Annotated in this window: 12 protein-coding genes; 5 read left to right on the forward strand and 7 right to left on the reverse strand. The window is 71.0% G+C overall.

Annotated features, from left to right (window positions below):
• Positions 1-47 precede the first annotated feature (47 nt).
• The 3 genes from ACNNMR_RS01980 to ACNNMR_RS01990 form a co-directional block, all read right to left on the reverse strand.
• Positions 48-4,859 carry a DNA repair ATPase gene (locus tag ACNNMR_RS01980; RefSeq protein WP_419992717.1) on the reverse strand — a complete coding sequence of 1,604 codons (4,812 nt, stop codon included), beginning with the start codon at positions 4,857-4,859 and terminating at the stop codon, positions 48-50.
• 93 nt (positions 4,860-4,952) lie between these two features.
• The gene (locus ACNNMR_RS01985) at positions 4,953-7,016 is read right to left on the reverse strand and encodes an SPFH domain-containing protein (RefSeq protein ID WP_419992718.1); all 2,064 of its coding nucleotides are present in this window, start codon (positions 7,014-7,016) and stop codon (positions 4,953-4,955) included.
• Positions 7,017-7,049: 33 nt separating this feature from the next.
• Positions 7,050-7,673, reverse strand: a complete 624-nt coding sequence (locus ACNNMR_RS01990; protein WP_419992719.1) for a hypothetical protein — start codon at positions 7,671-7,673, stop codon at positions 7,050-7,052.
• 414 nt (positions 7,674-8,087) lie between these two features.
• Here ACNNMR_RS01990 and ACNNMR_RS01995 point away from each other — a divergent pair, with 414 nt between their 5' ends.
• From ACNNMR_RS01995 to ACNNMR_RS02005, 3 genes are all read left to right on the forward strand, one after another.
• Positions 8,088-8,345 carry a hypothetical protein gene (locus ACNNMR_RS01995; protein ID WP_419992720.1) on the forward strand — a complete coding sequence of 86 codons (258 nt, stop codon included), beginning with the start codon at positions 8,088-8,090 and terminating at the stop codon, positions 8,343-8,345.
• 174 nt (positions 8,346-8,519) lie between these two features.
• On the forward strand, positions 8,520-8,984 hold the full coding sequence (locus ACNNMR_RS02000; RefSeq protein ID WP_419992721.1) for a hypothetical protein: 465 nt from the start codon (positions 8,520-8,522) through the stop codon (positions 8,982-8,984).
• 186 nt (positions 8,985-9,170) lie between these two features.
• Positions 9,171-10,157, forward strand: a complete 987-nt coding sequence (locus tag ACNNMR_RS02005; protein WP_419992722.1) for a helix-turn-helix domain-containing protein — start codon at positions 9,171-9,173, stop codon at positions 10,155-10,157.
• 33 nt (positions 10,158-10,190) lie between these two features.
• Here the strand turns inward: ACNNMR_RS02005 and ACNNMR_RS02010 are convergent, their stop codons facing one another.
• From ACNNMR_RS02010 to ACNNMR_RS02020, 3 genes are read right to left on the reverse strand one after another with little or no spacing between them, the layout of a single operon-like run.
• Positions 10,191-13,328 (reverse strand): glycoside hydrolase family 2 TIM barrel-domain containing protein, encoded by a 3,138-nt coding sequence (locus ACNNMR_RS02010; protein WP_419992723.1) that lies wholly within the window; start codon positions 13,326-13,328, stop codon positions 10,191-10,193.
• A gap of 37 nt (positions 13,329-13,365) precedes the next feature.
• Positions 13,366-14,910, reverse strand: coding sequence for a discoidin domain-containing protein (locus ACNNMR_RS02015; protein WP_419992724.1), 1,545 nt, complete (start codon positions 14,908-14,910; stop codon positions 13,366-13,368).
• 10 nt (positions 14,911-14,920) lie between these two features.
• The gene (locus ACNNMR_RS02020) at positions 14,921-17,740 is read right to left on the reverse strand and encodes a glycosyl hydrolase (protein WP_419992725.1); all 2,820 of its coding nucleotides are present in this window, start codon (positions 17,738-17,740) and stop codon (positions 14,921-14,923) included.
• Between the two features lie 148 nt (positions 17,741-17,888).
• Here ACNNMR_RS02020 and ACNNMR_RS02025 point away from each other — a divergent pair, with 148 nt between their 5' ends.
• Entirely contained in the window at positions 17,889-20,225 is a 2,337-nt protein-coding gene (locus ACNNMR_RS02025; RefSeq protein WP_419992726.1) for a glycosyl hydrolase family 95 catalytic domain-containing protein, read from the forward strand.
• A gap of 6 nt (positions 20,226-20,231) precedes the next feature.
• Here the strand turns inward: ACNNMR_RS02025 and ACNNMR_RS02030 are convergent, their stop codons facing one another.
• Positions 20,232-20,978, reverse strand: a complete 747-nt coding sequence (locus tag ACNNMR_RS02030) for a DUF1838 family protein (RefSeq protein ID WP_419992727.1) — start codon at positions 20,976-20,978, stop codon at positions 20,232-20,234.
• Positions 20,979-21,132: 154 nt separating this feature from the next.
• On the opposite strand from ACNNMR_RS02030, the gene ACNNMR_RS02035 reads away from it, so the two are divergent.
• Positions 21,133-22,653, forward strand: coding sequence for an FG-GAP repeat domain-containing protein (locus ACNNMR_RS02035; protein ID WP_419992728.1), 1,521 nt, complete (start codon positions 21,133-21,135; stop codon positions 22,651-22,653).
• Positions 22,654-22,709: the final 56 nt, after the last annotated feature.

Genomic DNA, 22,709 nt, shown 5'->3' on the forward strand with positions numbered 1-22,709 from the left:
TCCCGGAAAGATGGGCGCCAGCGTAACGCACCAGGCGGTCCCCGCCGCTAGCCACGGCCCGCAGTGATCCGCCTGTAGGCCGACTTCACCTCCGCCCAGCGGGCCTCCTGTGCCGGGGCGAGGCGGCCGCGGAGTTCCGCCAGTTTCAGGAGGTTGGACTCGGCGCCGGTGGTGAGGGTCTGGGCCTCGCCGAGGTAGTGGTCGTCGATGAGGGCCTGGACGTCGCCGGCGTTCATGGCAGGGACCAGGCGTTCCGCGAGGCGGGCTGTGTTGCGGTACGAGCCTTGGAGCAGGAAGGGCGGTTCGGTGCGGGTCTCCGGCGCCTGACCGGCCGAGGCGATGTAGGCGGCGTTGACCGTGAGCACCGTGTCGCGGATCCGCAGGAGCTTGTCCAGCACCGAGACGATCTCGTCCAGTTCGGCCGGCGGGTACGGGTGCGTGAGCCGGTCCGGCGTCGCCGTCCCGTCGCGGGCGGCGCGGCGGAGCAGCAGGTCGAGGTCCGCGCGGTCGCGGGCGGCCAGCGGGGCGAGGACCGGGTTCGCGGTCAGCGCGTTCTCGATGTGGCTGAGGGCGAAGAGGTCGTCCTTGCCGGACAGCACGTCGCCGAGGTTCCACACATCGGCACGGTTGGCGAGCATGTCCGGGATGCGGAAGCGGGCGCCGGACTCGGTGAACGGGTTGCCCGCCATGCACACCGCGAAGCGCTTGCCGCGCAGGTCGTACGTCCGCGGCTGGTCCTCCCACACCCCCTCCATCCGGCGCTGGGCGTCGCACAGCGGAATGAACTTCTGCAGCAGCTCAGGGGAGGTGTGCTGGATGTCGTCGAGGCAGAGGAGGGTGTTGCTGCCGAGCGCCAGCGCGAAGTTGATCTTCTCGACCTCGCGGCGGGCGGTGGCGTCGGGCGCTGCGGCCGGGTCAAGTGAGGTGGTGCGGTGGCCGAGCGCCGGGCCGTCCACCTTGACGAAGAGCAGCCCGAGGCGGGCGGCGACATACTCCAGCAGCGTCGTCTTGCCGTAGCCGGGCGGGGAGAGCAGGAGGAGCAGGCCCTGGCTGTCGGTGCGGCGGCCGTCGCCGTGCGCGCCGAGTTGCTTGGCGAGGTTGTCGCCGACGAGCGGCAGGTAGACCTCGTCCAGCAGGCGGTTGCGGACGAAGGCGGGCATGACCTGGGGGCGGTACGTCTCCAGGCCCAGGCGGTCCCGTTCGGCGGCGAGTAGTTCCGCGCGGCGGGCGGCGTAAGAGCGGTAGGCGGGCACCCGGGTCTCGCGGAAGTCCCCCGTACGGACCAGGAACTCGTCCAGGCGCAGCTCCAGGCGGCCGCCCTCGATGCGCGGGTGTGCGCCGAGCAGACCGTCAACGGTGGCGCTGACAGGGCCCTCTGACGCGTGCCGGGGCAGCCGGTCGCCGGTGAGCTCCACGGCGATCGCCTCCGGCAGCTCGGCGGCCTGACCGGCGTACGCCCCGAGCCAGGCGGCGGCGAGCTGGTGCCGGGCGGCGAGGTCGCCGCCGAGGGAGTCGAGGTCGGCGGCGAACTCCTTGGCGGCGGGGCCGCCGAGGGCGTCGCGGAAACCGCCGAGCAGGGTGCGGGCGCCGGGGCTGGTGACGAAGGCCGGGTCGGCGGCGGCGAGTTCCTCGCACAGGTACGCGCCCACGGCAGCGGGCGTCCTGGCAGCGGGCAGCCCCGCCCCCGCAAGGAAGCCGGCGGCGCGCGCGGCCAGCTCCTCCGACAGCTCCGCCACCGCGCCGACGGCGCCGAACGCCGTCTGCGCCCGGGTGAGCGACTGCGCGCGCGTCGTCCAGGCGTCGCGCTGCGGCTCGTCGGCTCCGTAGGCCCAGAACAGCTGTGCCGCCGCGCGTATTTCAGGGGTGAACCGCAGTGGTCCGGCCTGCTCGCGCAGCCGCAGCAGAGCGGCGAGGATGGCGGCCGCGTCGTGGTCGTGGACGCCGCGGTCGTAGCCCTCGTCGTACGCCGCCTGCGCGGTGTGGCGGGCGAGTCCGGTGAGCGAGTCGGCGTTCGCGGGGGCGCCCGGAGCGATCTCCGGCAGCAGCCGGGCCGCCAGGTACTCCGCCCGGTAGACCTCCGGCGACTCCGAGACCAGCGGCTGGTCCCAGAAGGCGCGGGTGGCGGTGAAGCCGGTGTCGTGGACGCGGGCGCGATAGTCGGTGCCGGTGATGGCGAAGGACATGGCGCCGTCGTGCGGGACGAGGGTGAGCTCGGCCGGCTGGGTGCTGACGGCGAAGCGGTGCCGGCCCAGGCGCAGCGTGCCCGCCGCGTCGTACAGGTCGCCGCGGTCGCGCAGCGCGCGGGCCGCCTCCTGGCGGGCGGCGGTGAGCCGGCCGTCGAGCTCGCCGGCGCGCACCGCGGCGTCCAGCGTGCGCAGCTCCGCTGCCGTCGTACGGATCTTGGCCACCAGCGGATCGGCGGCGAAGAAGGCATTGATGTCGTCCGCGGTGGTGAGGGCGGCGGCGCGGCGGCGGATGGTGCCCAGGACGCGCTCGGCGGAGGCGGCCAGGCGGTCGGCGTGCCGGGCCCGCTCGTCGAGCTGCTGCTGCTTGCGGGCGGCGAACGTCTCGTAGATCTCGTCGCGGCGGGCCGCGAGTTGGGCCGCGAAGTCCTCGAACGTGCCGAAGCGGGCCTCCAGGTTCTCCACCTGCACCAGCAGCCGGCCGAGCTCGTCGTCGCAGGCCTGCGGGGTGCCGGCGGCGGCCAGCGCCCCGGTTACCGCCTGGCTGAGCAGTGCGAACTCGGCGGTGAAGGCCGCCCGGCCCTCCTGCTCAAGCAGCGCGCGGCGGCGGGCGTCGAGCAGCGCGCGGGCGCGGTTGACCGCGCCCAGCACATCGCCGATGCGGGACAGGATGGAGGTGCGTACGGTCGCGTCGGCGAGGTCCAGGGAGCCGACCACCTCGGTGACGATGCCGAGCGCGGCGGCCTGTTCGGCGATCCGCTCGGCGACCGGCTCGGTGGCCGCGACCGTCTCCGCCGCCGTGGCCTCGTCGGCGAGTTGGGCGACCGCCTCGTGGCTGGCGTCGAAGGCGTGCTCGTCGGCGAGGAAGGCGACGGCGCGGCGGCCGGTGGCGGCGAGGTCGTCAGCCAGGCCCGCGGCGAGCGCGTCGATCTCGCCGTGGTCGATGTAGCGGGTCTCCCGGAGCGTCTCCAGCCGGCCTTGGGCCCGCCGGAGCGCGGCGATCTGCCGCACCCAGCCGTCGGCGGTGTGCGGCTGTTCGCCGCGGATGCGCCGTACCAGCGTGGCGGTGGCCACCGCGGCTTCGCCGAGGGCGTCGGCGGCCTGGCGGCGCAGCGCCTCGACCCGCTCGAACTCCTCGACCACCTGCTCGGCGGCGGCCCGGACAGCCGTCAGCGGCTCGGCAAGACAGGCCTCGCCTTCGAGCTCGGCGTCCAGCCAGTGGTAGCTGTCCGCGAACCGCGTCGCCGCAGCGGTGATCGCCTCGAAGACGGCCACGTTCGGCTCCATCTCGTCGGCCATCCGCGCCACCGACAGGCAGTCGGAGATGCCGCGTACGAGGTCGGCGTTGCCGATCCGGGCCAGCGGCCCGGTGCCGTCCGGACGGGCGGCGGCGTAGGCGTCGGAGCAGAACGGCGTGTGCCACACCTGCATCGGGTGGACGCGGGTGGGCTCGTCGCTCGCCACCCGGAAGACGATCATCGTGCCGTCGTCGAAGAGCGACCAGCCGTGCGTCTGCCAGGGCGTGCCGGTCTCCTTGCGGATGACGTTGTACGGCAGCAGCAGGGTCCGCCCGGCGGCGCGGGCGTGGAAGACGTACAGCACGTCCTCGCCATTCGGGGAGCGGATCGCGCGCTCGTATTCGAGGTCGGTGGTGTCGGTGTCGAAGGTCTTCGCGGCTCGGCCCGCCGGGGCGTCGGCGAGGTAGTAGCCGCCGGGGAAGACGATGCCCTGGTCCTCGGGCAGCCGGCGGCAGGCCTGGCCGATGCCGTCGAGGCGGACCACTTCGCGGGTGCGGGTGTTGAAGACGAGGTGGCGGCGGGTGGTTTCGTTGTACGGCAGCACGCGCAGCAGAATCAGCGGGCCGATGCGAGCATGCTCGATCTCGGCGTCTGCGAGCGCCTGCAGCGGCTCGTCGACCGGCTCGCTGTAGCTGCCCTCGCCGGTCTCGGTGTCGTTCTCCGGCTTTACGGTGAGGGTGCCGCCGACGCACGCGACGTAGACGGTGTCCTGGATCGCCACATGCGGGTGCCGGCCCAGCACGTGCTCCGCTCGGGTGGCCGGTGTCCACGTGAAGTCGTGGGCGGCGGGGAAGGTGTGATCGCGCTCGCCGCGGTTGTCCACGTAGGCCACGGTGCCGTCGGGGGCGATGCGCCAGCGCAGCACGCGGATGTCGGAGGTCTGCGCGCCGACCTGGAAGACGGCGAGGAGCAGCGGGCCGAGGCGGCGCAGCTGGAGCAGCCGGGCGTCGGCGTAGTAGCGGTGGAGTTCGGCGAAGTCCCGTATGAATGCGGGGTCGTCGAGCAGGCCGGGCAGCTCGGCCGGAGTGAAGCGGATCGCGGGTTCACCGTCGGTGCCGGTCTCGTGGTGCTGGAGGGCGAAGACGTCGCCGATCTCGGTCTCCGGCTTCAGGCCGGGGAAGACGTTGTAGCCGAACAGCAGCCGGCCGCCGGCCTCGACGATGTCGCGGGGCACGCAGTTGTGCTCGGTGCGGATGCGCTCGGTGCCGAGCAGCTGGGCTTTGGTGCCGCCGAAGGTGGCGATGCGGCGGGTGTTGAGGGCCGCGGCGCGTCCGGCGAGGTCCCGGGCGGCGGTGCGCAGCCGGTCGCGCAGGACCTCGTAGGTGCCGGTGTCCAGGCGGGCTTCGGAGGTGGATGTCACCTCGCGGGCGGATGTCACCGCGGTTCAGCTCCTTGGGGTGATGGATGCGGCGGGCGCCGGGAGGGGACTCGGGTGCGTACCCTCCCGGCGCGGGGATCGGTCCCCGGCCGTTCAGCCCTTGGCCGGGCCGCCGTTGGCCGCGGCGGATGCGGCCGGAGCGGCGGATGCGGCCGGAGCGGCGAGTGCCGCGAGCGGCAGCTCCGCCGCGCCGGAGCCGCGGGCCGTCTCCAGCAGCTCGGTCAGCGCGGGGGCGTTCGGGCCGCCGGCGGCGATCAGCCGCGTGAGCAGACCGGACAGCGTCAGGTCCCGCAGCCCCGCCGTGCCCAGGCCGGAGGCGAGCGTGCCCAGGTCCTGGGTGAAGGTGGAGCCGTCCGCGTCCAGCCACGGGCCCGCCATCGCCTGCACCGCCTGGGAGTTGCCGACGAAACCGTCGACGGCCTTGCCCGCGGACACCGCGCCGACGAGCTTGTCGAAGAAGACGCTGTCGCCGCCGACGATGCTGATGTCCGCGTTCTCCAGCCCCGTGGCCAGCACGGATGCCTGCGCCTCGGCGATCTTTGCGTGCACATCGATCGACGCCAGCCGGACGTCCTTCTCCGCCGCCAGCCGCAGCCGGTACTCCTCGTGCCCCCGGCCGGCCGCGTCCAGCGCCGCCATCGCCGCGGCCTTCTCGTTGATGCCGTCGGCCTCCGCCTTCAGCTTCTCCCGCAGCCCGTCGGCGTCCGCCAGCGCCTTGTCGCGGGCGACGTCCGCCTCGGCCTTGCCCACCTTGTGGATGGCCTCCGCGCTGCGCTCCCGCACCTGCGCCTCGGCCAGGCCGGTGGCGGCCGTGTCGGCCTGCTTGCCCTCGGCCAGCTTCACCGCGGCGGTCGCGTCCAGGTCGGCGGCCTTGCGTCGCGCCTCGGCCTTCGTCAGCGCCTCGGCGGCCCAGTGCTGCGCGGCGGCTTCCGCGGCCTCCGCGGCCTTGATGTCCTTGACCAGACGCTCCTGCGCCTGCGCCTCGGCCGCGATGATCAGGGCCTGCCGCTCGCGCTCGGCCTCCTCGACCGTACGCAGCTTCTTGATCTCCTCCTCCTGCTGCGCGACGGTCTTCTCCACCGCGATCCGCTCCCGGATCACGTCCGCGATATCGCGGCGCTCACCCTCGAGTTCCTTGTCCTTGGCGATGCGGCGCAGCTCGGTCTCCCGCTCCCTGGCGATGACCTCCAGCAGCCGGTCCTTCTCGATCCGCTCGTTCTCGATGGCGACGACCCGGTCGCGGTTGAGCCGGGCCACGGCGACCTCGCGCTCGCGGTTCTCCTCCTGGATGCCGACCTGCTCCTCGGTCCTGATGTACGCGCTGGATGCCTTCAGCCGCTCCTCCGCCTGCACCTTGGCGGTCTCGGCCTCCTCCCGGGCCCGTACGGTGTTGACCTCCCGCTGCTGCTTCGCCTCGGCGTCGGCCTCGCGGCGCTCCAGCTCCAGCACGGCCTCGCGGGCCTCGACGTTCTTGCGGGTGATCTCCTTCTCCTCGTCGCGCTTGAGCTCGTTGGTGCGGACGTTCTCCACCGCGGTCAGTTCGGTGATCTTCCGGATGCCCTGGGCGTCGAGGATGTTCTGCGCGTCGAGCTGGCCGAGCGGGGTCTGCTCCAGGTAGTCGATGGCGGCGTCCTCAAGGCTGTAGCCGTTGAGGTCGGTGCCGATGACGCGGATGATCCGGTCGCGGAACTCGTCGCGCTTGGTGTAGAGGTCGGCGAAGTCCAGTTGCTTGCCGACGGTCTTCAGCGCCTCGGAGAACTTCGCGTTGAACAGCTCCTGCAGCGTCTCCTGGTCGCTGGCGCGCGCGGTGCCGATGGCCTGCGCGACCTTGACGACGTCCTCGGCGGTCTTGTTGACCCGTACGAAGAAGGAGATGCGGATGTCGGCGCGGATGTTGTCCCGGCAGATCAGCCCTTCCTTGCCGGTCCGGGTGATCTCGATGGTCTTCACCGAGATGTCCATCAGCTCGGCCTTGTGCAGCACCGGCAGCACGACGGTGCCGGTGAAGGTCACATCGACCTTGCGCATCTTGGAGACGATCAGCGCATGGCCCTGCTGGACCTTGCGGAACAGCCGGGTGAGTATGCAGAGCACGGCGAGGCCGATGAGCAGGAGCACGGCGAGCAGCACGCCGAAGCCCGTGGTGATGACTTCCATCGAAGAATTCCTTGTCTCGCGACGCGGTTCTGTTCAGAGGTCGAAGGGAGCGACCCGGAAGAACTCGCCGTCGGCGTCGTAATCGAAGATCAGCGCGATACGGCCGGCCGTGAGCCCGGCGTCGGGCTCGGCCCGGACCTGCACGATGGCGGTGGAGCCGTCGTGCGCGTACGCCTCGGCCTGACCGAAGCATTCGTCCACCGTCGAGGTCCGCACGGTGCACAACTGCCCCACCAGGTCGGCGCGGGTCGGCGGCGTGGCGTCCGCCGTGAGCCGCCGCAGCGGCACGGCCACCCCTCGGGCCGCACCCCAGCCAGCCATCAGCGCGGCCGCCAGCCCGACTACCCCCGTAAGCCAGGCGGACGGCCCGCTGAACCCGGCGGCGTCGATGCCGACGCCCGCGGCCAGCGCCGCGAACCAGCCGACCGCCACGACCACCGAGAGCGACACGGTCACCGGCACGCCGCCGAGACCAAGCGCGCCGGGCAGGCCGGCGAGGCCGCCGCCGTCCCCTCCGGCGCCGCCGGCCACCTCGCCGCTTCCCTCCTCGATCAGCCCGGAGGCGAGCGCGAACAGCCAGTACCCGACGACCACCAGCAGCGCATAGGTGAACACGACGGCGGGAAACCCCAGCGCAGCCGCGACGAACGCCCCCATGCCCTGTCCCCCTTGCCGGATTTCGACGCTGTGGTGCGCCGCTGACCTGATAGTGGCAGGGGAGGGCGAGGGCGTTCATTTCCCGAACCCGGCAGTTTTAACGCGTTCCTGATGTCCTGCTGACGACAGCATGACGACCCGCCGTAGTGTCCGGTCAGCCGGCACACCACCGCGTCACTGATGCGGGACCTGCTCGGTCACGGCCTGGCCCACTGGTGCGACGCCGCCCCCGAGCAATAGATCACCCTCTTCGGCACCGGCCCGACATACACCCCGGTCCACGGCGGAAAGCTGCTGCCGCGCTCCCCCGCGGAGGCCGTAGCCGAGACCGGCGACCCCGACGCGCAGCTCGACGAAGGCGACTACCGGGCGAGGCTGGAGGCAGAGTTCGGCGCGGAGAACGTCGAGCGCATCATGGCGCGCTACCCGGTGAGCGCCCACGGGGACTCCCCCGCCCTGGCCGTCGCCGCCGCCCTCACCGACGCCAAGTGGGCACGCCCGTCGGTGGACAGCGGCAAAGCGCGCGCTGTCGGACAGAATGATCCGAACGTCCAGACCCTCGCCTCGGACCCCGGCGGCATCCGCCCGGTGGACTTCGCCAAGGAGCATGACTACGCCTTCTGGAAGACCCTCGACCAACGCGGTGACCGTGGAGGCGCACTTGTCTCGTAACGCGCCGGGCTACGGATCCGGACCGGCGATGGCGGCGGCTCACCTGGCGCGCATCGTCAACAAGTCTGGCGCTCGCTGGCAACGACAGCTGTCGTCCGGTCCCCAACAGTGAGAGAGGCCAATTTGGACGACAGATCAGGTGGTGGGCTGATGGGCTGGAAGAGGAGATGGGCGATGGCGACGGGGGCAGCCTTGGCGGTCGGGTTCCTGGCCCCCACGACCGCGTACGCCTCGGATGAGTGGCACAACCTGAACCACTGGAACTGCGACCCTGACTACTTCAACTCCAGATGGGTCGACAGCGTTGTGGTTCATGACGGGCGAGACCGAGGGCTGGCCGAGCTGGACATCTGCTGGCGCGGCACACTTGACGTCTACGTCACTGGGCGGGTCATGGACACCGTCGGCGATGGACGTCATGCCGAGTTGCGCATTCGGTACCAGGTAGCGGATCGTGGCGGCTGGAGCGGCTGGCACTACGCAACCGTCGTCAGTTCCGTAGGAGGAACCACGGGCAAATGGGTACCCGACCGCAATGCCGGCTATGGGGCCAATCAAGCCACCCGCTACGTACAGATGGCGGTCTGTATCTATAACGTCAACACGCTGATCGACTGTGACGACGCCGGCTGGCAATAGCGGCCGCAGCCCACTCGTCTCCACTTCCCGCTCCTTCCTTGAACGGGGCGGCACCGTCTCCCTGCGTCGATTCCCTTGCGCGCGGCGGCAGTTGCCTGTACATGGACCCCAGCACCCGTGGCATGTACGGGGCAAATAGGTTCGGAGGGGACGCCTGCAGACGCGCGTCCGCCGGGGGGGCAGGCCATGTTGGAGAGCGTGTTCAACAGCGATGACTTACCGGTTTCGGACCGGCCCGAGGCCTGGCGCGAGCTGACTGCCCGGGCCCACGCCCCCATGGCGTTCAGCCTGGATGCCGCGACCGACTTCCGCGCCTCGCTGCGGTTCGCGGAGCTGGGCGTCGCTCACGTAACCGTCCTGACCTATTCGTCCATGCGAACCCGGCGGACGCCGGCGCTGATCCGCCGGTCCGATCCGGAGCTGTACGTGCTGGGGCTGTCGCTCCGCGGTGCGCAAGCGATCACTCAGGGCGGCAGGGAATTCGCATCCGACCGCGACGACCTGGTCGTCTACCCCACCTTCAGACCCTTCGAAGCCTGGATCGACGGAGGGCGGCACACCGCCGCGTCGGTGGCCGCTCTCCTTCCACGGGCGCAACTCCCCCTGTCCGGAAGCAAGCTCGACCGCCTGTCGACGGCGTGGGCGCCCGGGCACGACGGCATCGCCGCGGTACTCCGCCAGTTCCTCACCGTCCTGAGCACCGGCAGCGTCCCCTGCCGGCCCGCCGACGGCCCGCGCCTGGGCGGGATCCTCTGCGACCTGTTCACGGTCCTGCTGGCCCAGCACCTCGACGACGAGCGGTCCGTACCGCAGGAAGCCCGGGACGGCGCCCTCTATCTGCGCATCAAGGCCTTCATCCACCAGCATCTGGGCGACCCGCGGCTGTCTCCCGGCACCATCGCGGCCGCCCACCACATCTCCGTCCGCTGCCTGCACCGCCTCTTCAGCGGGCACGGTCACACCGTCGCGGAGTTCATCCGCCGCGAGCGACTGGAGAACGCCCGAGGCGACCTCGCGGACCCGGCTCGCGCCTCCTGGCCCATCCACACGATCGCCGCTCGCTGGGGCTTCACCCATCCGCCGGCCTTCAGCCGCGGCTTCCACGCCGCCTACGGCCTATCACCGCGGGACTACCGGCGGCAGGCCCATGGGGCCGCCGAACTCCCAGGGTGAGCACCCACAGGACAGCCACGAGGGCCGGGGGGCTCAGAATTCCAGGTGGGCGATGCCCAGAAATCCGTGTGGGGTGTCCGGCGCCACGCTCGTCAGAAGCAGCCGGATCCGGGTGGTACGGGCCCGGTCGAAGCGGATGGCCGTGGGTTGGTGCGACCCGGTCGCCCAGTCGATGTGCACCCCGTCGGCCGGGACCCAGGCGCGGCCGTTCCATGTGCTCACCCGCACGGCTTTGGGCAGCGCCCGGGACTCGTCCACCGTGAAGTAGGCCGTCACCTTCTCGAGGTCGCGCTCGTCCGGCCAGGCGACCGACACCCACTCCTCGGGGTGGGCCAGGCTGAATTCGGGCAGCAGGAGTGAGGCCGGCTTTACGTAGAGGTTCGACCATCCGACGGTCGTGGTGTCGCCGTCCAGCAGCTGCTGCGGCAACGTGTCCTCGCTGCCCGAGTAGCTCGCGTCCGCCCGCGCGTCCTCGGGCAGTGGGATGGGAGGCACGACAGGGGTGGAGGGCGCGGGCCGGGGTGTGATGGCGGTGCTTGACGAGGTCGCGGTCACCGTTGCGGTGGCTGAGCGCAGCCCTGAGGCCCGCGCGGTCACCCTGATCGGTCCGGGCCGGCCCTGTGACTGGATGATCGCCAGGCCCTTGCCCTTGAAGACGGTACGGGACGGACCTCGATGTCCCTCCGCGTCCTCCTGGCGTCCGTTGTCCAGTCCGGCCAGGAGGCCGGGCCCGGACACGTCCCAGGTCACGAGGTCGTCGGCGGTGGGCACGACCACACCGTGCGCGTCGATCACCTCGGCGGTCACGAACGCCAGCGACCTTCCGTCCCCGGGGATTGCGGCCCGGTCCGCACGCAGCCGGAGGCCGTGGGCTGCCCCGGCGGTGGCCACCTCGTCGCGGGCGACCACGCGGCCGTCGCGCCGGGCGACCGCGGCCAGCCGTCCGGGCCGGAACGGCACGTCCCACGTCAGGTGCAGGTGACCGGCGCTCCCGCCCGGGCTCGTGTAGCTGCCGGGGTACGCACCCGACGTCACCGTCTTGTCGTCATGCGTCGCCTCGGTCGTCTCCAGATACGGTCTGCCGTCGGTGGTCCGCTTGCGGTCGAAGCGCCGGATGCCCAGCGAACGCCCGTCGAGGAAGAGCTCGACGGTGTCGGCGTTCGCGTACGCCCGGACCTGCACGATGTCGCCCTCCTTGTGGCTGGTCCAGTCCATGGGCAGAAGGTGGACCATCGGGTCCGAGGTCCACTGGCTGCGGAAGAGGTAGTAGTTGTCCTTCGGGAGGCCGGCGGTGTCGACGGCCCCGAAGAAGGACGACCGCACCGGGAACACGTCGTACGGAGTGGGTTCCCCGAGGTAGTCGATGCCCGCCCAGAGGAACTGCCCGGCGTACCACGGCCGGTCACGGTCCTTCTTGAGCGTGTACTCGGCCTGCATCGACCACGATTCGGACATGTTGTCGTACGACGAGCAGTCGCGCCTGCCAGGCGAGTAGTTCTGGCCCGTGTTGAGCTGGTCCGGGTCCTGGTAGCTGCCGCGGGTCGAGGTCTGCGCGGCCGACTCGCTCTCGAAGAAGAACGTGTCCGGGTAGGCGGCGTGCAGGTCGTCCACCGACACCGCCGTGTTGTAGTTGACGCCGACACCGTCCAGCATGCGCAGGATCACGTCCTGCGGCGAGCCCTTGGCGGGCAGGGTGCGGTACTTGTCGGAGCCCATGACGACGGGCCGGGTCGGATCCATCGAACGGACCGTGTCGATGAGCCGCCGGGCGATGGGGACGCCCTCGGGGACGGTGGTGTCGGGGATCTCGTTGCCGACCGACCACATGATGACTGACGGGGAGTTCTTGGCCGCGTTCACCATCTCGCGCAGGTCCGCGTCGCTGTGCTCGTCGAAGAAGCGCGAGTAGTCGTTGGTGACCTTGCGCCGGCTCCACATGTCGAAGGCCTCGTCGATCGCGAGGAAGCCCATCCGGTCGCAGAGCGCCAGCATCTCCGGCGACGGCGGGTTGTGGGAAAGACGCACGGAGTTGACGCCCATGCTCCGCATGATCCGCAGCTGACGCTCGATCGCGTCGGCGTTCACCGCCGCGCCCAGGGCGCCGAGGTCGTGGTGGAGGTTGACGCCCTGCAGCTTCATGGACGTGCCGTTGAGGGAGAAGCCGGAATCCGGATCGATGGCGAAGTACCGCATCCCGAAGCGGGTCGTCGTGCGGTCGAGTCTCCGCGTTCCGTCGTACAGCTCGGTCTTGAGCGTGTACAGCGTGGGTTCGTCGGTCGACCACAGCCGCGGGCGGCTGATTCGGAGCTTCCCGGTCGCGGTCGTCGGCTCCGCACCCGTCGTTACGGTCGTGCGGTCCGTTCCGACTATCCGCCCCTGCGGATCTTGCACGGTCGAGACGACGGTCACCTCTGTGCCCGGAGACTTGCGGTTGTCCGCGACCGACGTCCGCACCCGGACGTCGGCGTACCCCTGCGAGGCCGTGCGCTCAAGGCCGGGCGTCGTGACGAAGACTCCGTGCCGGGCGACATGGACCGGGGCGGTGACGACCAGGTGGACATGCCGGTAGATGCCGCTGCCCGTATACCACCGGCTGGTGGGCACCGGATTGCGCACCTTCACGGCGACGACGTTCGAGGTGCGGCCGTCGGTGTGCACCAGATCGGTGAGGTCGGCCGCAAATCCCGTGTAGCCGTACGGATGGCTCACGAGCAGCCGGCCGTCGAGGTAGACCTCACAGTCCATGTAGACCCCGTCGAACTCGAGCGAGACGCGTGATCCGTCCAGCGACGCCGGCAGGACGAACTCCTTGCGGTACCAGCCGAGGCCTCCCTGGAACCAGCCGGTGCCCGCGTTGACGCCGCCGTCGGCCGCCGGGAGACGCTCGATGCTCCAGTCGTGCGGGAGCGTCACGTCGCGCCACGAGGAGTCGTCGTACGCCGGGTCGGCCGCGGCCGCGTCGGCGCCGCTCGCGTCCTCGGCATCGACGAGCTCGAAGCGCCAGCCGGTGTCGAAGCCGGTACGGCGGCCCTCGACCCGTACCGCCTGCTGCGGAGCGGAATCATCGTCGCGGGTAGCCGCCGCGGCCGGTACGGCAAGGCCGGCGGACGCCATCGTCAGGAAGAAGGATCCCGCGGCGAAGCTGCGGCGATCCAGGGCATCGTCGTTCATCGGAGGGCACCTTCGGTAGGAGTGGGTGGCGAACGGCTCAGAGGAACTCGATCTCGGTGAGCCCGGAGTACATGCCGCCACCGTCGGGGCTGACTCCCCCGCGGCGATGGTGGAGGTAGAGCCGCACCCGCCTGACCCGCACGGGCCGGAACGTCACGGTGTTCGCACCCGCGCCGGGCTCCCCGGGCGTCCGCTCCACGCGGTCCACAGCGGCCCATCCCCCGCCGGCGTTGATCTCGACGTGGTAGTGGCGCGGGGGCCGGATGTGTGCGCCGTCGTCGTGGACGTACAGCCTCAGACCGGAGATTCTGCGGGGCTCGGGGAAGGCAACCTCGATCCAGTCCTGGAAGTTGGGGGTCTCGTAAGCGGTCCACAGGGAGCCGTCCGGCTCGGCGACGCCGTCCCGGACCGAGGACACGCTGGTCGTCCAGTGCGTGTACGACGCCGTCACGCGCTCGGCTCCGGGGTCCTGGCGGCCGCTGAGATCGCGCGATGTGGCCACGGCGATCGAGCGCTTGTCTCCGACCGCCGTGTAGAAGTGGTAGACCGTGCCCTCATGCTTGACGATCCACGGCTTGTGGGCGTACGTGCGGTCGAAGGCCTCCGTCGGGGCGACGAGCATCGGCCCTGACCACTGTGTCCAGTGCACCAGGTCGTAGGAGCAGGCGAAGGTGTCGAAGGCGCCGTTCCGCCAGAAGGCTCCGAAGTAGAACATGACCCAGACGTCGCCCATGCGGACGATCTGGGGATCACCTGACAGCCCGCCGTCCCCTTCGAGAGGCGCGTTCGAGATGACGGGGTCGGTCCGGTAGCGGGTCCACTCGGTCATGTCCGTCGAAACGGCCATGCCGATGTGCTCGCTCCAGTCGTCGATCGTGCCGCCCCTGGCGTTGTAGAACATCACGAACGGCGCCCCGAGCGTTTCGCCGGGGTCGTGGACGACCGTGGAGCGGAAGTGGCGGTAGTTCTCCCACCACCGCGCCCCGGCGTCGGTGGGGTCCAGCGCCGGGCGGTCGGGGCGCGTCCAGGTCGACGGCGCCAGCGGCGTGGCGCTGGCCGCCGTGGCGATGGCGAGCGGGCCCGGCTCGAACCCCTCCTGGTCGCCGCCGAAATACGACATCCAGTATCTGCCGTCGTGCCGGTGCGGGCGGCTCGCGCCCCATGCGGTGCTCGGGAGCGCGATCGAGCCGGCCGCCTGCGCGGCGTCCCAGGTCCCGTCCCGGAAGGGCAGCAGCGAGCCGAGCGGCTCCCACTGCAGCAGGTCCGTGCTCCTGGCGATCTCGGTGGTGTATCCGTTACGGGGAGCGCCCTCTTCGTGCAGCACGAAATAGGTCATGTACCAGGCGTCGTCCAGGCGGAAGACGCACGGCCCGTCCGCGAAGCCGAGGTCGTTCTCGAGAACGACTCCGTGCTTGTAGGGCGTCAGCGCCTCCTCGTAGACCTCCCGCATTCTCCGGTCCGGTACGCCGCGCCCGCCGCCACTCCCCCGCGCTTCGGCGGCCGGGGCACCGAGCGCGGGGTTCAAAGCAGCTGCGGCCGCGGCTCCGCGCAGGAGCGTGCGTCGTGAGGGTACGGGCTTCACGTGCGGCTCCCTAGGAGTGTGGGAAGAGGCGGGCGGGTCCGATCAGTCCGTAGTCGTCGACCGTCTTTCCGGCGACGGCATTGCCGAGCATGGAGGCGACCTTGACCACGATCGTGTTCTCACCTGGTCGCAGCAGCGGGCCGATGTCGATCCGGGAGGAGTCGAGTTGGTCGACGGGACCGACGTCCTTTCCGTTGACCTCGACGCGGTACGTGGTGGTGATCTCGCCCAGGTCGAGGTGTGCCCCTCGTCCCCGCCACCTGCCGTCCAGGTCGAACGTCGTACGGTAGGTCCCCACTCCGGACACGGCTTCGAGACCGTCGAGACTTCCCCAGGAAGGCAGTCGTCCGTCGGTGTCCGAGGCGGTCACGCGCCTCTTCGGCAGGCGGGTGACGACGGTGTCCTGCGGCCCCGTCCCCCGATGCCAGGACTCGACCGTCAGGTCCCAGTCGGACAGGGGGCGGCCGGCCCCGGCGTCGGCGACGCGGGGAGCTTCGGCCGCGGCGGCGTCCAGCGGTACGTCACTGACCATGACGAGAGCGACGTCCCCGGGTGCGACGTCCAGGTCGATCCGCATACGACCGTCCTTCACCGACGCCGGCAGCCGCGTGATCGCACCGGTCCAGGGGTCCAGCCGGTACGGGATGCCGTCCGCCGCGACGGAGGCGGTCGCCCGCTCGCGTCGCTCCGAGGCGTTGTACCAGTAGAAAGTGTCGGACCTCTTGGCGCTGCGCCCGACTCCGACCAGCGTCGAGGGCTTCTCGAACGCCGCTCGCGCCTGGACTCCGAGGTCGTCCAGCGCCTGCGGCACGTCGCCCTCGCGGCCCACCCACCGGACGTTGCCGTACCGGCGCAGCTCCTCGAAGGCGGCGCGCACCGCCGCGTCGTCGGCCGCGCGGTTGCCCGTGGCGCGGCTCGGCGCGCCGCCGACCACGACGACGGGAAGGCCGCGGCGGGCCATGTCCACGATCCGCCGCGCGACATCCAGGTCGACCGCCTCCTCGTCGTCGAGGACGAAGGCGCGGAAACGGGGGCCGTCCGGAGCCAGGGTCTTACCGGCGACCGGTGTGTCGTCGCCGGTAAGCAGGGACGCGTTGACGAAGCCGTAGGTGAAGCCGCGGTCCTCCAGGGCCGAGCTGGTGAAGTACCGCTCGCCGACGGTTCCTTCCGCGCTGTGTCCAGGCTTCTGGTGGTAGACGGCGATGTCGGTACGGGGCTTGCCGGCGCGGAGCGCCACCTGCAGGCGGGCGGCGTAGTCGTTGATGCGGCGGTCGTCGGCCCAGGTGGGATTGCGTGGCCCGTAGGAGTCATCGACTCCGGTATTGCCGAATGCCGCCCAGCCCGGCCAGGTCGACGCGGTACCCGGCGCGTCGTGGGACCAGCCGTGCCACACCACGCGATTGGCACCGGCGGAGAAGTTCTGGTTCAGGTGCGAGAGCAGCTCCTGGCGGGTCACGCGATGCGCCCTGCCGAACGACGCGCAGCACTCCGTCGACACCACCGGGCGGCCGGTCACATGGGCGGCGGTCGCCAGGCTGCGGTAGGCGTCGGCGCCCTGCGTCTCGATGAAGTCCTGCCCCGCACCGGCGTTGAAGGAGCGGTCCTCCCCCTCCGGGATGTCTAGCAGCGACGAGGACTCGATCGGATCCGCGAAGCTGGGCCCCCAGGAGCTGTACGGCTGGCCGCGAAGCGTCAGCCCGAGCTGGTGCGCCCATGCCCGCAGCGGCAGCAGGTGCTCGTCGCGGAACAGCTCCTGCAGCGTGCGCCGGTAGTCCTCGCGCACCCGCTCGCCCTTGTCTCCCGGCAGCTCGAACGCCGGGTCGCGCAGGGCGAGCGCCGGAATGTACGGCTCCAGGTCGTACCCCCGGCGCTCCTTGAATTCGCGCAGGAAGCCGGCGGTCCAGTGCCGGAGCTGCTTGCCGTCGCGGTTCAGCTCGAGCGAGTCGAAGAACAGCGAGCCGCCGCCGGCGGCGAGAGCGGACCGGACCTTCGGGTCGAGCACCCGCTTCGTCCAGAAGTCCCGCACCGCGCCGAATCCATCGCGGCTGAAATGGTCCACCACGAAGGAGTCGCCCGCCGTCTCCGCACCCTCGACCAGCTGCCCGGTCCCGTGCAGCCACGACGCGACCAGCACCCACCGCGCGGCGCCGCCCGGAGCGGTCCAGTCCAGGCGCCGGCCGGTAGTGAGCCGGGGCTTGAGGTCGACGGACCTCGCCTGGTCGAGGACCGGCAACCCTGAGCCACCGCAGTTCTCACGACACGGGTAGGCCCGGAGCGCGACCAGCTGCCGCTTGTGGACCCGATCGGGAAGATCCGGTTCGGGTACGCGAGCTGCGTACGTCTCGCCGCCGTCCAGCATGGCGGTGGCGAGGGACAGCTCCTTGGCCGAGCCGCGCCCGTCCGGCGACACGGTCGGCAGGTTGGCCGACCACTTGGACGTGTACAGCGCGTCGACCTGAAGACCCTTGTCCCGCCCGATCCGTTGGGCGGCGGCGAAACCGGTGCGCCACGCCGGCGTCCCGAAACCGTGTACCGCGGGGTCGTAGCCCTCGATGGGAGCGATCTCGTTGTCGCGGACGAAGTTGACGAGCTCGACACCGCCGGCGCCCCCCTCCCGCATCGCCTCGAAGTCCGCTCGCAGCGTGGCCGGGTCCATCCGCCCACCCGGATGCCAGTACCGGTAGAAGGGGCGGAAGGCGGCCGGCGGATCCACGAATCGGGAAACGAACCCCTCCGCCGGCCGGGCGGACGCGGGCGGCGGACCGGCCAGAACGGTCAGGACGCAGCACCAGGCGAGGGCCGCGGCCAGCACCACCTTCACCTGAGTCACGTGGTTACGCTCCTTGACGCTGCGACGTTTGAAACGTATCAATGGGGAACGAGGGGCTCACGTTAGAAGAGCGGCGCTGCCACGTCAATTGGTCGGCAGGTGGCAGGAGTTGACTCCATTGAATCGATTGTCGCGATGAGGAGATCCGATGGCTCGCAGGGCCGTGTTCGTGACCGTGCTCGTCACCGCGTTACTTGCGGGAACGGGCGGACCCGCGCACCCGCAGGGGCAGGCCGAGCCCACGACGGCATGGCGGAACGGAGCGCTCCAGGTCGACACCAAGGGCGTCGTGTCCCGGTCGGACTTCGTACTCGAGAAGCCCGCGAGCCGCCCGTACCAGAGCATGCCGGTCGGCAACGGCACGCTGGGCGCGGCCATATGGGCGGAGGGTGAGGAGGGGCTCCGGGCGCAGCTCAACCGGTCCGACACGTTCCCGGATCTGAAGTCCGCGGGCCAGCTCACCGTCCCCGGCCTGAGCCCGCTCATGCAGGCATCCGACTACGACGGTCGGCTGCGGCTGCATGAGGCCGACCTGACGCAGCGCGGCGGCGGCATGTCCGCCCGCGGCTACGTCCGGGCCGACAAGGACCAGTTCGTCCTGGAGGTGACCGGAGCCGACCCGGACCGGACACAGACCGCCGATCTGCGGCTCTGGGAAGGGCGCTCACCGTCGACGTATGCCGGCGGCGCGGTTGCCGCGCTGGCCGAGACGTTCGCGGACGACGCGTCCGGCGGTACGACGGGGGCGGTCGCGGCGCTGACCGCGTCCGGGCGCGACGTGAGCTCCAAGGTCGTCGACGGCGGCACCGTACGGGTGAGCTTCAAGCCGCGCGCCGACGGCAGCTTCCGTATCGTCACCGGTGTCCCCGCGTACACCGGCGGCGACCTCGGGGCGGCGGCGGACAAGGCGCTCGCCGGATCGTCCGGGGAGGACATCGACGACGCGCACGAGCGGTGGTGGCACCGCTTCTGGTCGAAGGCGGCGCCGATGCGGATCGACTCGCGGGACGGCGTCGGCGAGTACATGGAGCACCTGCGGGCGCAGCAGCTCTACATGACGGCCGCCACGATGCGCGGCTCGGTGCCGAGCAGCCACGGCGGCGTGATCAACATGTTCTCGCCCTGGCAGGACGAGGTCCACTGGTCGGCCGACTACTGGTGGGGCTTCAACCTGCGCCAGCCCGTCTACACCAACTTCGGCGCGGACACCGAGGAGTTCAACAGGCCGTACTTCCGCCTCTACCTCGATCGCCTCAAGGAGATGCGGGAGTGGACCCGCACCCACTGGCCCGAGGCGGAGGCGGGCGTCTGTGTGCCCGAGTACCTCCGCTACGACGGCACCGCGGAGGCCTGCGACAGCAGCATGGAGCCGAGCTGGCTGAACCGCATCGTCTCGACGGGACCCGAGGTCATCTACAACCTGTGGCTCCAGTACCGCTACACGGGCAATCGTGCCGTCCTCGACGAGTCCTATCCGCTCATGCGGGACGTGGTGCGCTTTTACCTGTCGATCCTCGAGGAGGGCGACGACGGGAAGCTGCATCTGCACCATGTGAACGCCATGGAGACGCAGTGGGACGCCACCGATCCCGCACCGGACCTCGCCGCGATGCGGGTGATCTTCCCGATCATCGCCGGGCAGGCGGACCGGCGGGGCGAAAAGAAGCTGGCGGCACAGCTGCGGGCGGCCCTGCCGAAGATCCCGGACTTCCACCGGACCACGCGCAACGGCGAGGAGGTCATAGCCTGGTCGGCCACCGACGAGGAAGCGCACAACACGCAGAACCCCGACACCGAGCCGCTTTTCCCCTGGGGGCTGTACGGAGCGGATTCGGAACTCATGCAGTCGACCTTCCGCAACCGGGTGTTCGTGCAGACCCGGGAATGGGCCGAGGACTCGCTCCTCGCGGCCAGGCTCGGCCTGCCGGGTGAGATGAAGGACCTGCTCGTCCAGGGCACGAAGGACTTCCAGATCTTCCCCAACGGGTTCGGCTCCCACGGCAAGAACGACGACCCGACCGAGCAGACGAACTACTACAACGGCTGGAACTCGGTCGTCGCCTCCGCGCTGCAGGAGTCGCTGGTCCAGTCGTACGAGGGTGTCGTACGGGTCGCACCCGCCTGGCCGGCCGACTGGGACGTCTCCGGCTCGGTGCAGATCCAGGGCGGGCACCGGGTCAGCGCCCAGGTGCGCGACGGCGAGCCCGACGTCGTCGGCATCCAGGCGGCCGAGGACGGCACCCTGAAGGTCGCCAACCCCTGGCCGGGCCACGAGGTACGGGTCGTGGACGGCGCCACCGGCGAGGGCCGCCCGATCGCCGGCCCGACTACGGACGCGGTCGTCGAACTCCCGGTCAGGGACGGCCGCTCTTACCTCGTCGAGCGGGTCGACCGGCCCCATTCCTCGCTCCCCTTCGCGGGTGTCGGCGGAAGTCCGGCGACGGACGTCAAGCGACTCGGCGACCGCACGCTCGGCATCGGATGACGGAACCTATTCCGGCGGGTGGAGCTTGCGGAAGTACGTCCAGCTGGTCTCGTTCGGCTCGCTCCACTTCTCCGGGGCGTGCGCGAAGTGCGGGTGGTGCGCGGCGATGTAGGCACGGGTGCGCTGCGGGACCTCCTGGTAGGAGTCGAGCTTGCGTCCCCGGCAGTGGAAGGTGAGGCCGCCGGGCCGCTGTCCGCGGGCCATCCACGGAAGCCAGGGAGACATCCGCGTCCACGACATGGTGGCCGGGACGCTGGGCGCCGTGCCCGCCAGGTCGCCGTGGCCGGCGAAGAACTGGAAGCACTCGAGAGCCTTGTACGTGTCGCCGGCCGAGTGCACGGGGTAGTCGGCCACGGGCAGCGGCGATGGATAGGACAGCGGGATCTCCAGGCTGAAGCACACCTGCCCGCCGAGCTCGGTCGTCGGGATGGGGAAGGGCCGCCACCTCTGGTTCACCGGGTCGTTCCAGATGTGCAGCACCGGCAGGTCCTGCCAGGTCCGCAGAATCTCGCGGCTGGCGGGGTCCAGGAAGAACGCGGCCTCCCGGGCGAGTAGCTGGTAGGCGTCCGGGCCGGCTTCGTCATCCTGGACGAGGCGGGCGACGTTCAGCCCCTCGAAGCCGAGGATGCGTTGGTACGGCTCGTCGGGGGCCCAGGAGTAGATGTCTCCCGTCCACCAGTAGGTGACCTCCTCGCCGTCGAGCGAGGCGCGTGTGCGGGCGAAGGAGCGCAGCAGCTCCGCAGGTGTAGTCATAGAGATTCACTGTGCACCAAGTCGGGTGATTGACGGCATCCGATGTGATCGGCGCCGTCCGAATGCCGGTTCCGTACAACCATCGTGGTGCCCACGAGGTCCACTGGGGCGAACGGGGTTGGATGGACAGAGCATGACGACCAAAGGACATTTCGTGAAACAACACCCTGAAGGACAAGGAGCCCGGCACGCCCGCGCCGGCCTCGGCCGGCGTGCGGTCGCGCCGCTCGCGGCGGCGGCCCTGGTGGCCGGCGGCCTCACCGTCTGGTCCTTCGCGCCCGACGAGGCGAGCGCCGCGGACGGCAAGGCGGCCGCGGCGGACGACTTCAACGGCGACGGCTTCGCCGACCTCGTCTCCGGCGCACCCGGCGGCACCGTCTCCGGCAAGGCCGGCGCGGGGTACGTGGCCGTGACGTACGGCTCCGCGGACGGGATCGACCCGGCGGACAAGACCCTCGTGAGCCGCTCGACGAGCGGCGTGCCGGGCAGCGCCACGGCGAAGGAACGCTTCGGGCAGACCTTCGCCAAGGGCGACCTGGACGGCGACGGCCACAGCGACCTGGTGATCGGTACGGCCGATGGCGGCGCGGGCGCCGTGGTGCTCTGGGGCTCGGCCGACGGCCTCACCGGCGGCACCGCCCTGCCCGGCTTCGAACGCGCGCCGCAGGTGGGCGACTTCGACGCCGACGGCAAGGCCGACCTGGCCCTCTTCGGCGCCGCCGAGGTCGCGGGCGACGACCCGGTGAAGCAGCCGGCGAACCTCTGGAAGGGCCCGATCTCGCGGGACGGCAAGCCCACCAAGAAGCTCGACTTCCTCGACCCGTCCGAGTGGTGGGGCTACGACGACGACGGCGCGGGCTGCGCCGACACCGACTCGTGCATCGACGGCCCGGACTCGATCAGCGGCCCGGTGCTGCCCAAGGCCGTCGGCGACGTCAACGGCGACAAGCACGATGACATCGCTGTCTGGACGTACGACGGCGACGGCGTGTGGGGCAACCACGTGCTGCTCGGCGGCGCCAAGGGCTTCACCAACTCGGCCGCGCTCGAGGACTTCGCCGCCAGCGGCGACGAGAGCTCGGTCGACCTCGGTGACATCGATGCCGACGGCTTCGACGACGTGGTCCTCGGCAGCGGCCAGGGCGGCGGCAAGGTCACCGTCGTCCACGGCTCCGCGGACGGCCCCAGCGACCGCAAGCAGACCTTCGACCAGACGCTGCCGGGCTTCTACGGCGCTCAGGAGTCCGGCGACCGGGTCGGCTCCTGCATCGCGGTGGAGGACGTGACCGGCGACGGCCACGCGGACGTCGCCGTCGGCATCGCCGGCGAGGACTTCAGCGGCCTCGCCGACGCGGGCTCGGTCGCACTGCTGCACGGCAGCGCCAAGGGCGTGGTCGGCGAGGGCAGCAAGAACGTGCACCAGAACACGGCCGGGGTGCCCGGAGTCGCCGAGAAGGGCGACAAGTTCGGCGAGTCGTGTGAGCTCCTCGACATCAACGGCGACGGTCACCGCGACCTTGCCGCCGCCGCGGTCGCGGAGAACGCGTCGGCGGGCGCCGTGTGGGCCCTGCGCGGCTCCGCCGCCGGCCTGACCACGGACGACGCGACCTCCTTCGCTCCGGTCGACCTCGGAGCCCCGGTCACCAAGTCGGAGTTCGGCCACTACCTGCGCTGAGCACCGTCCCCACGGCCAAAGCCGGGCCGGACCGACACCACCTATGCCGGTCCGGC

It is taken from the genome of Streptomyces boninensis (assembly GCF_048572725.1).
GTDB classification, from domain to species: Bacteria; Actinomycetota; Actinomycetes; order Streptomycetales; family Streptomycetaceae; genus Streptomyces; species Streptomyces boninensis.

Bases quoted from the DNA above. Each gene is read 5' to 3' on its own strand.
- ACNNMR_RS02010 (WP_419992723.1), bottom strand. From the start codon at position 13,328: ATGAACGACGATGCCCTGGATCGCCGCAGCTTCGCCGCGGGATCCTTC.
- ACNNMR_RS02005 (WP_419992722.1), top strand. From the start codon at position 9,171: ATGTTGGAGAGCGTGTTCAACAGCGATGACTTACCGGTTTCGGACCGG.
- ACNNMR_RS02025 (WP_419992726.1), top strand. From the start codon at position 17,889: ATGGCTCGCAGGGCCGTGTTCGTGACCGTGCTCGTCACCGCGTTACTT.
- ACNNMR_RS01990 (WP_419992719.1), bottom strand. From the start codon at position 7,673: ATGGGGGCGTTCGTCGCGGCTGCGCTGGGGTTTCCCGCCGTCGTGTTC.
- ACNNMR_RS02030 (WP_419992727.1), bottom strand. From the start codon at position 20,978: ATGACTACACCTGCGGAGCTGCTGCGCTCCTTCGCCCGCACACGCGCC.
- ACNNMR_RS01985 (WP_419992718.1), bottom strand. From the start codon at position 7,016: ATGGAAGTCATCACCACGGGCTTCGGCGTGCTGCTCGCCGTGCTCCTG.
- ACNNMR_RS02000 (WP_419992721.1), top strand. From the start codon at position 8,520: ATGGCGACGGGGGCAGCCTTGGCGGTCGGGTTCCTGGCCCCCACGACC.
- ACNNMR_RS01995 (WP_419992720.1), top strand. From the start codon at position 8,088: ATGGCGCGCTACCCGGTGAGCGCCCACGGGGACTCCCCCGCCCTGGCC.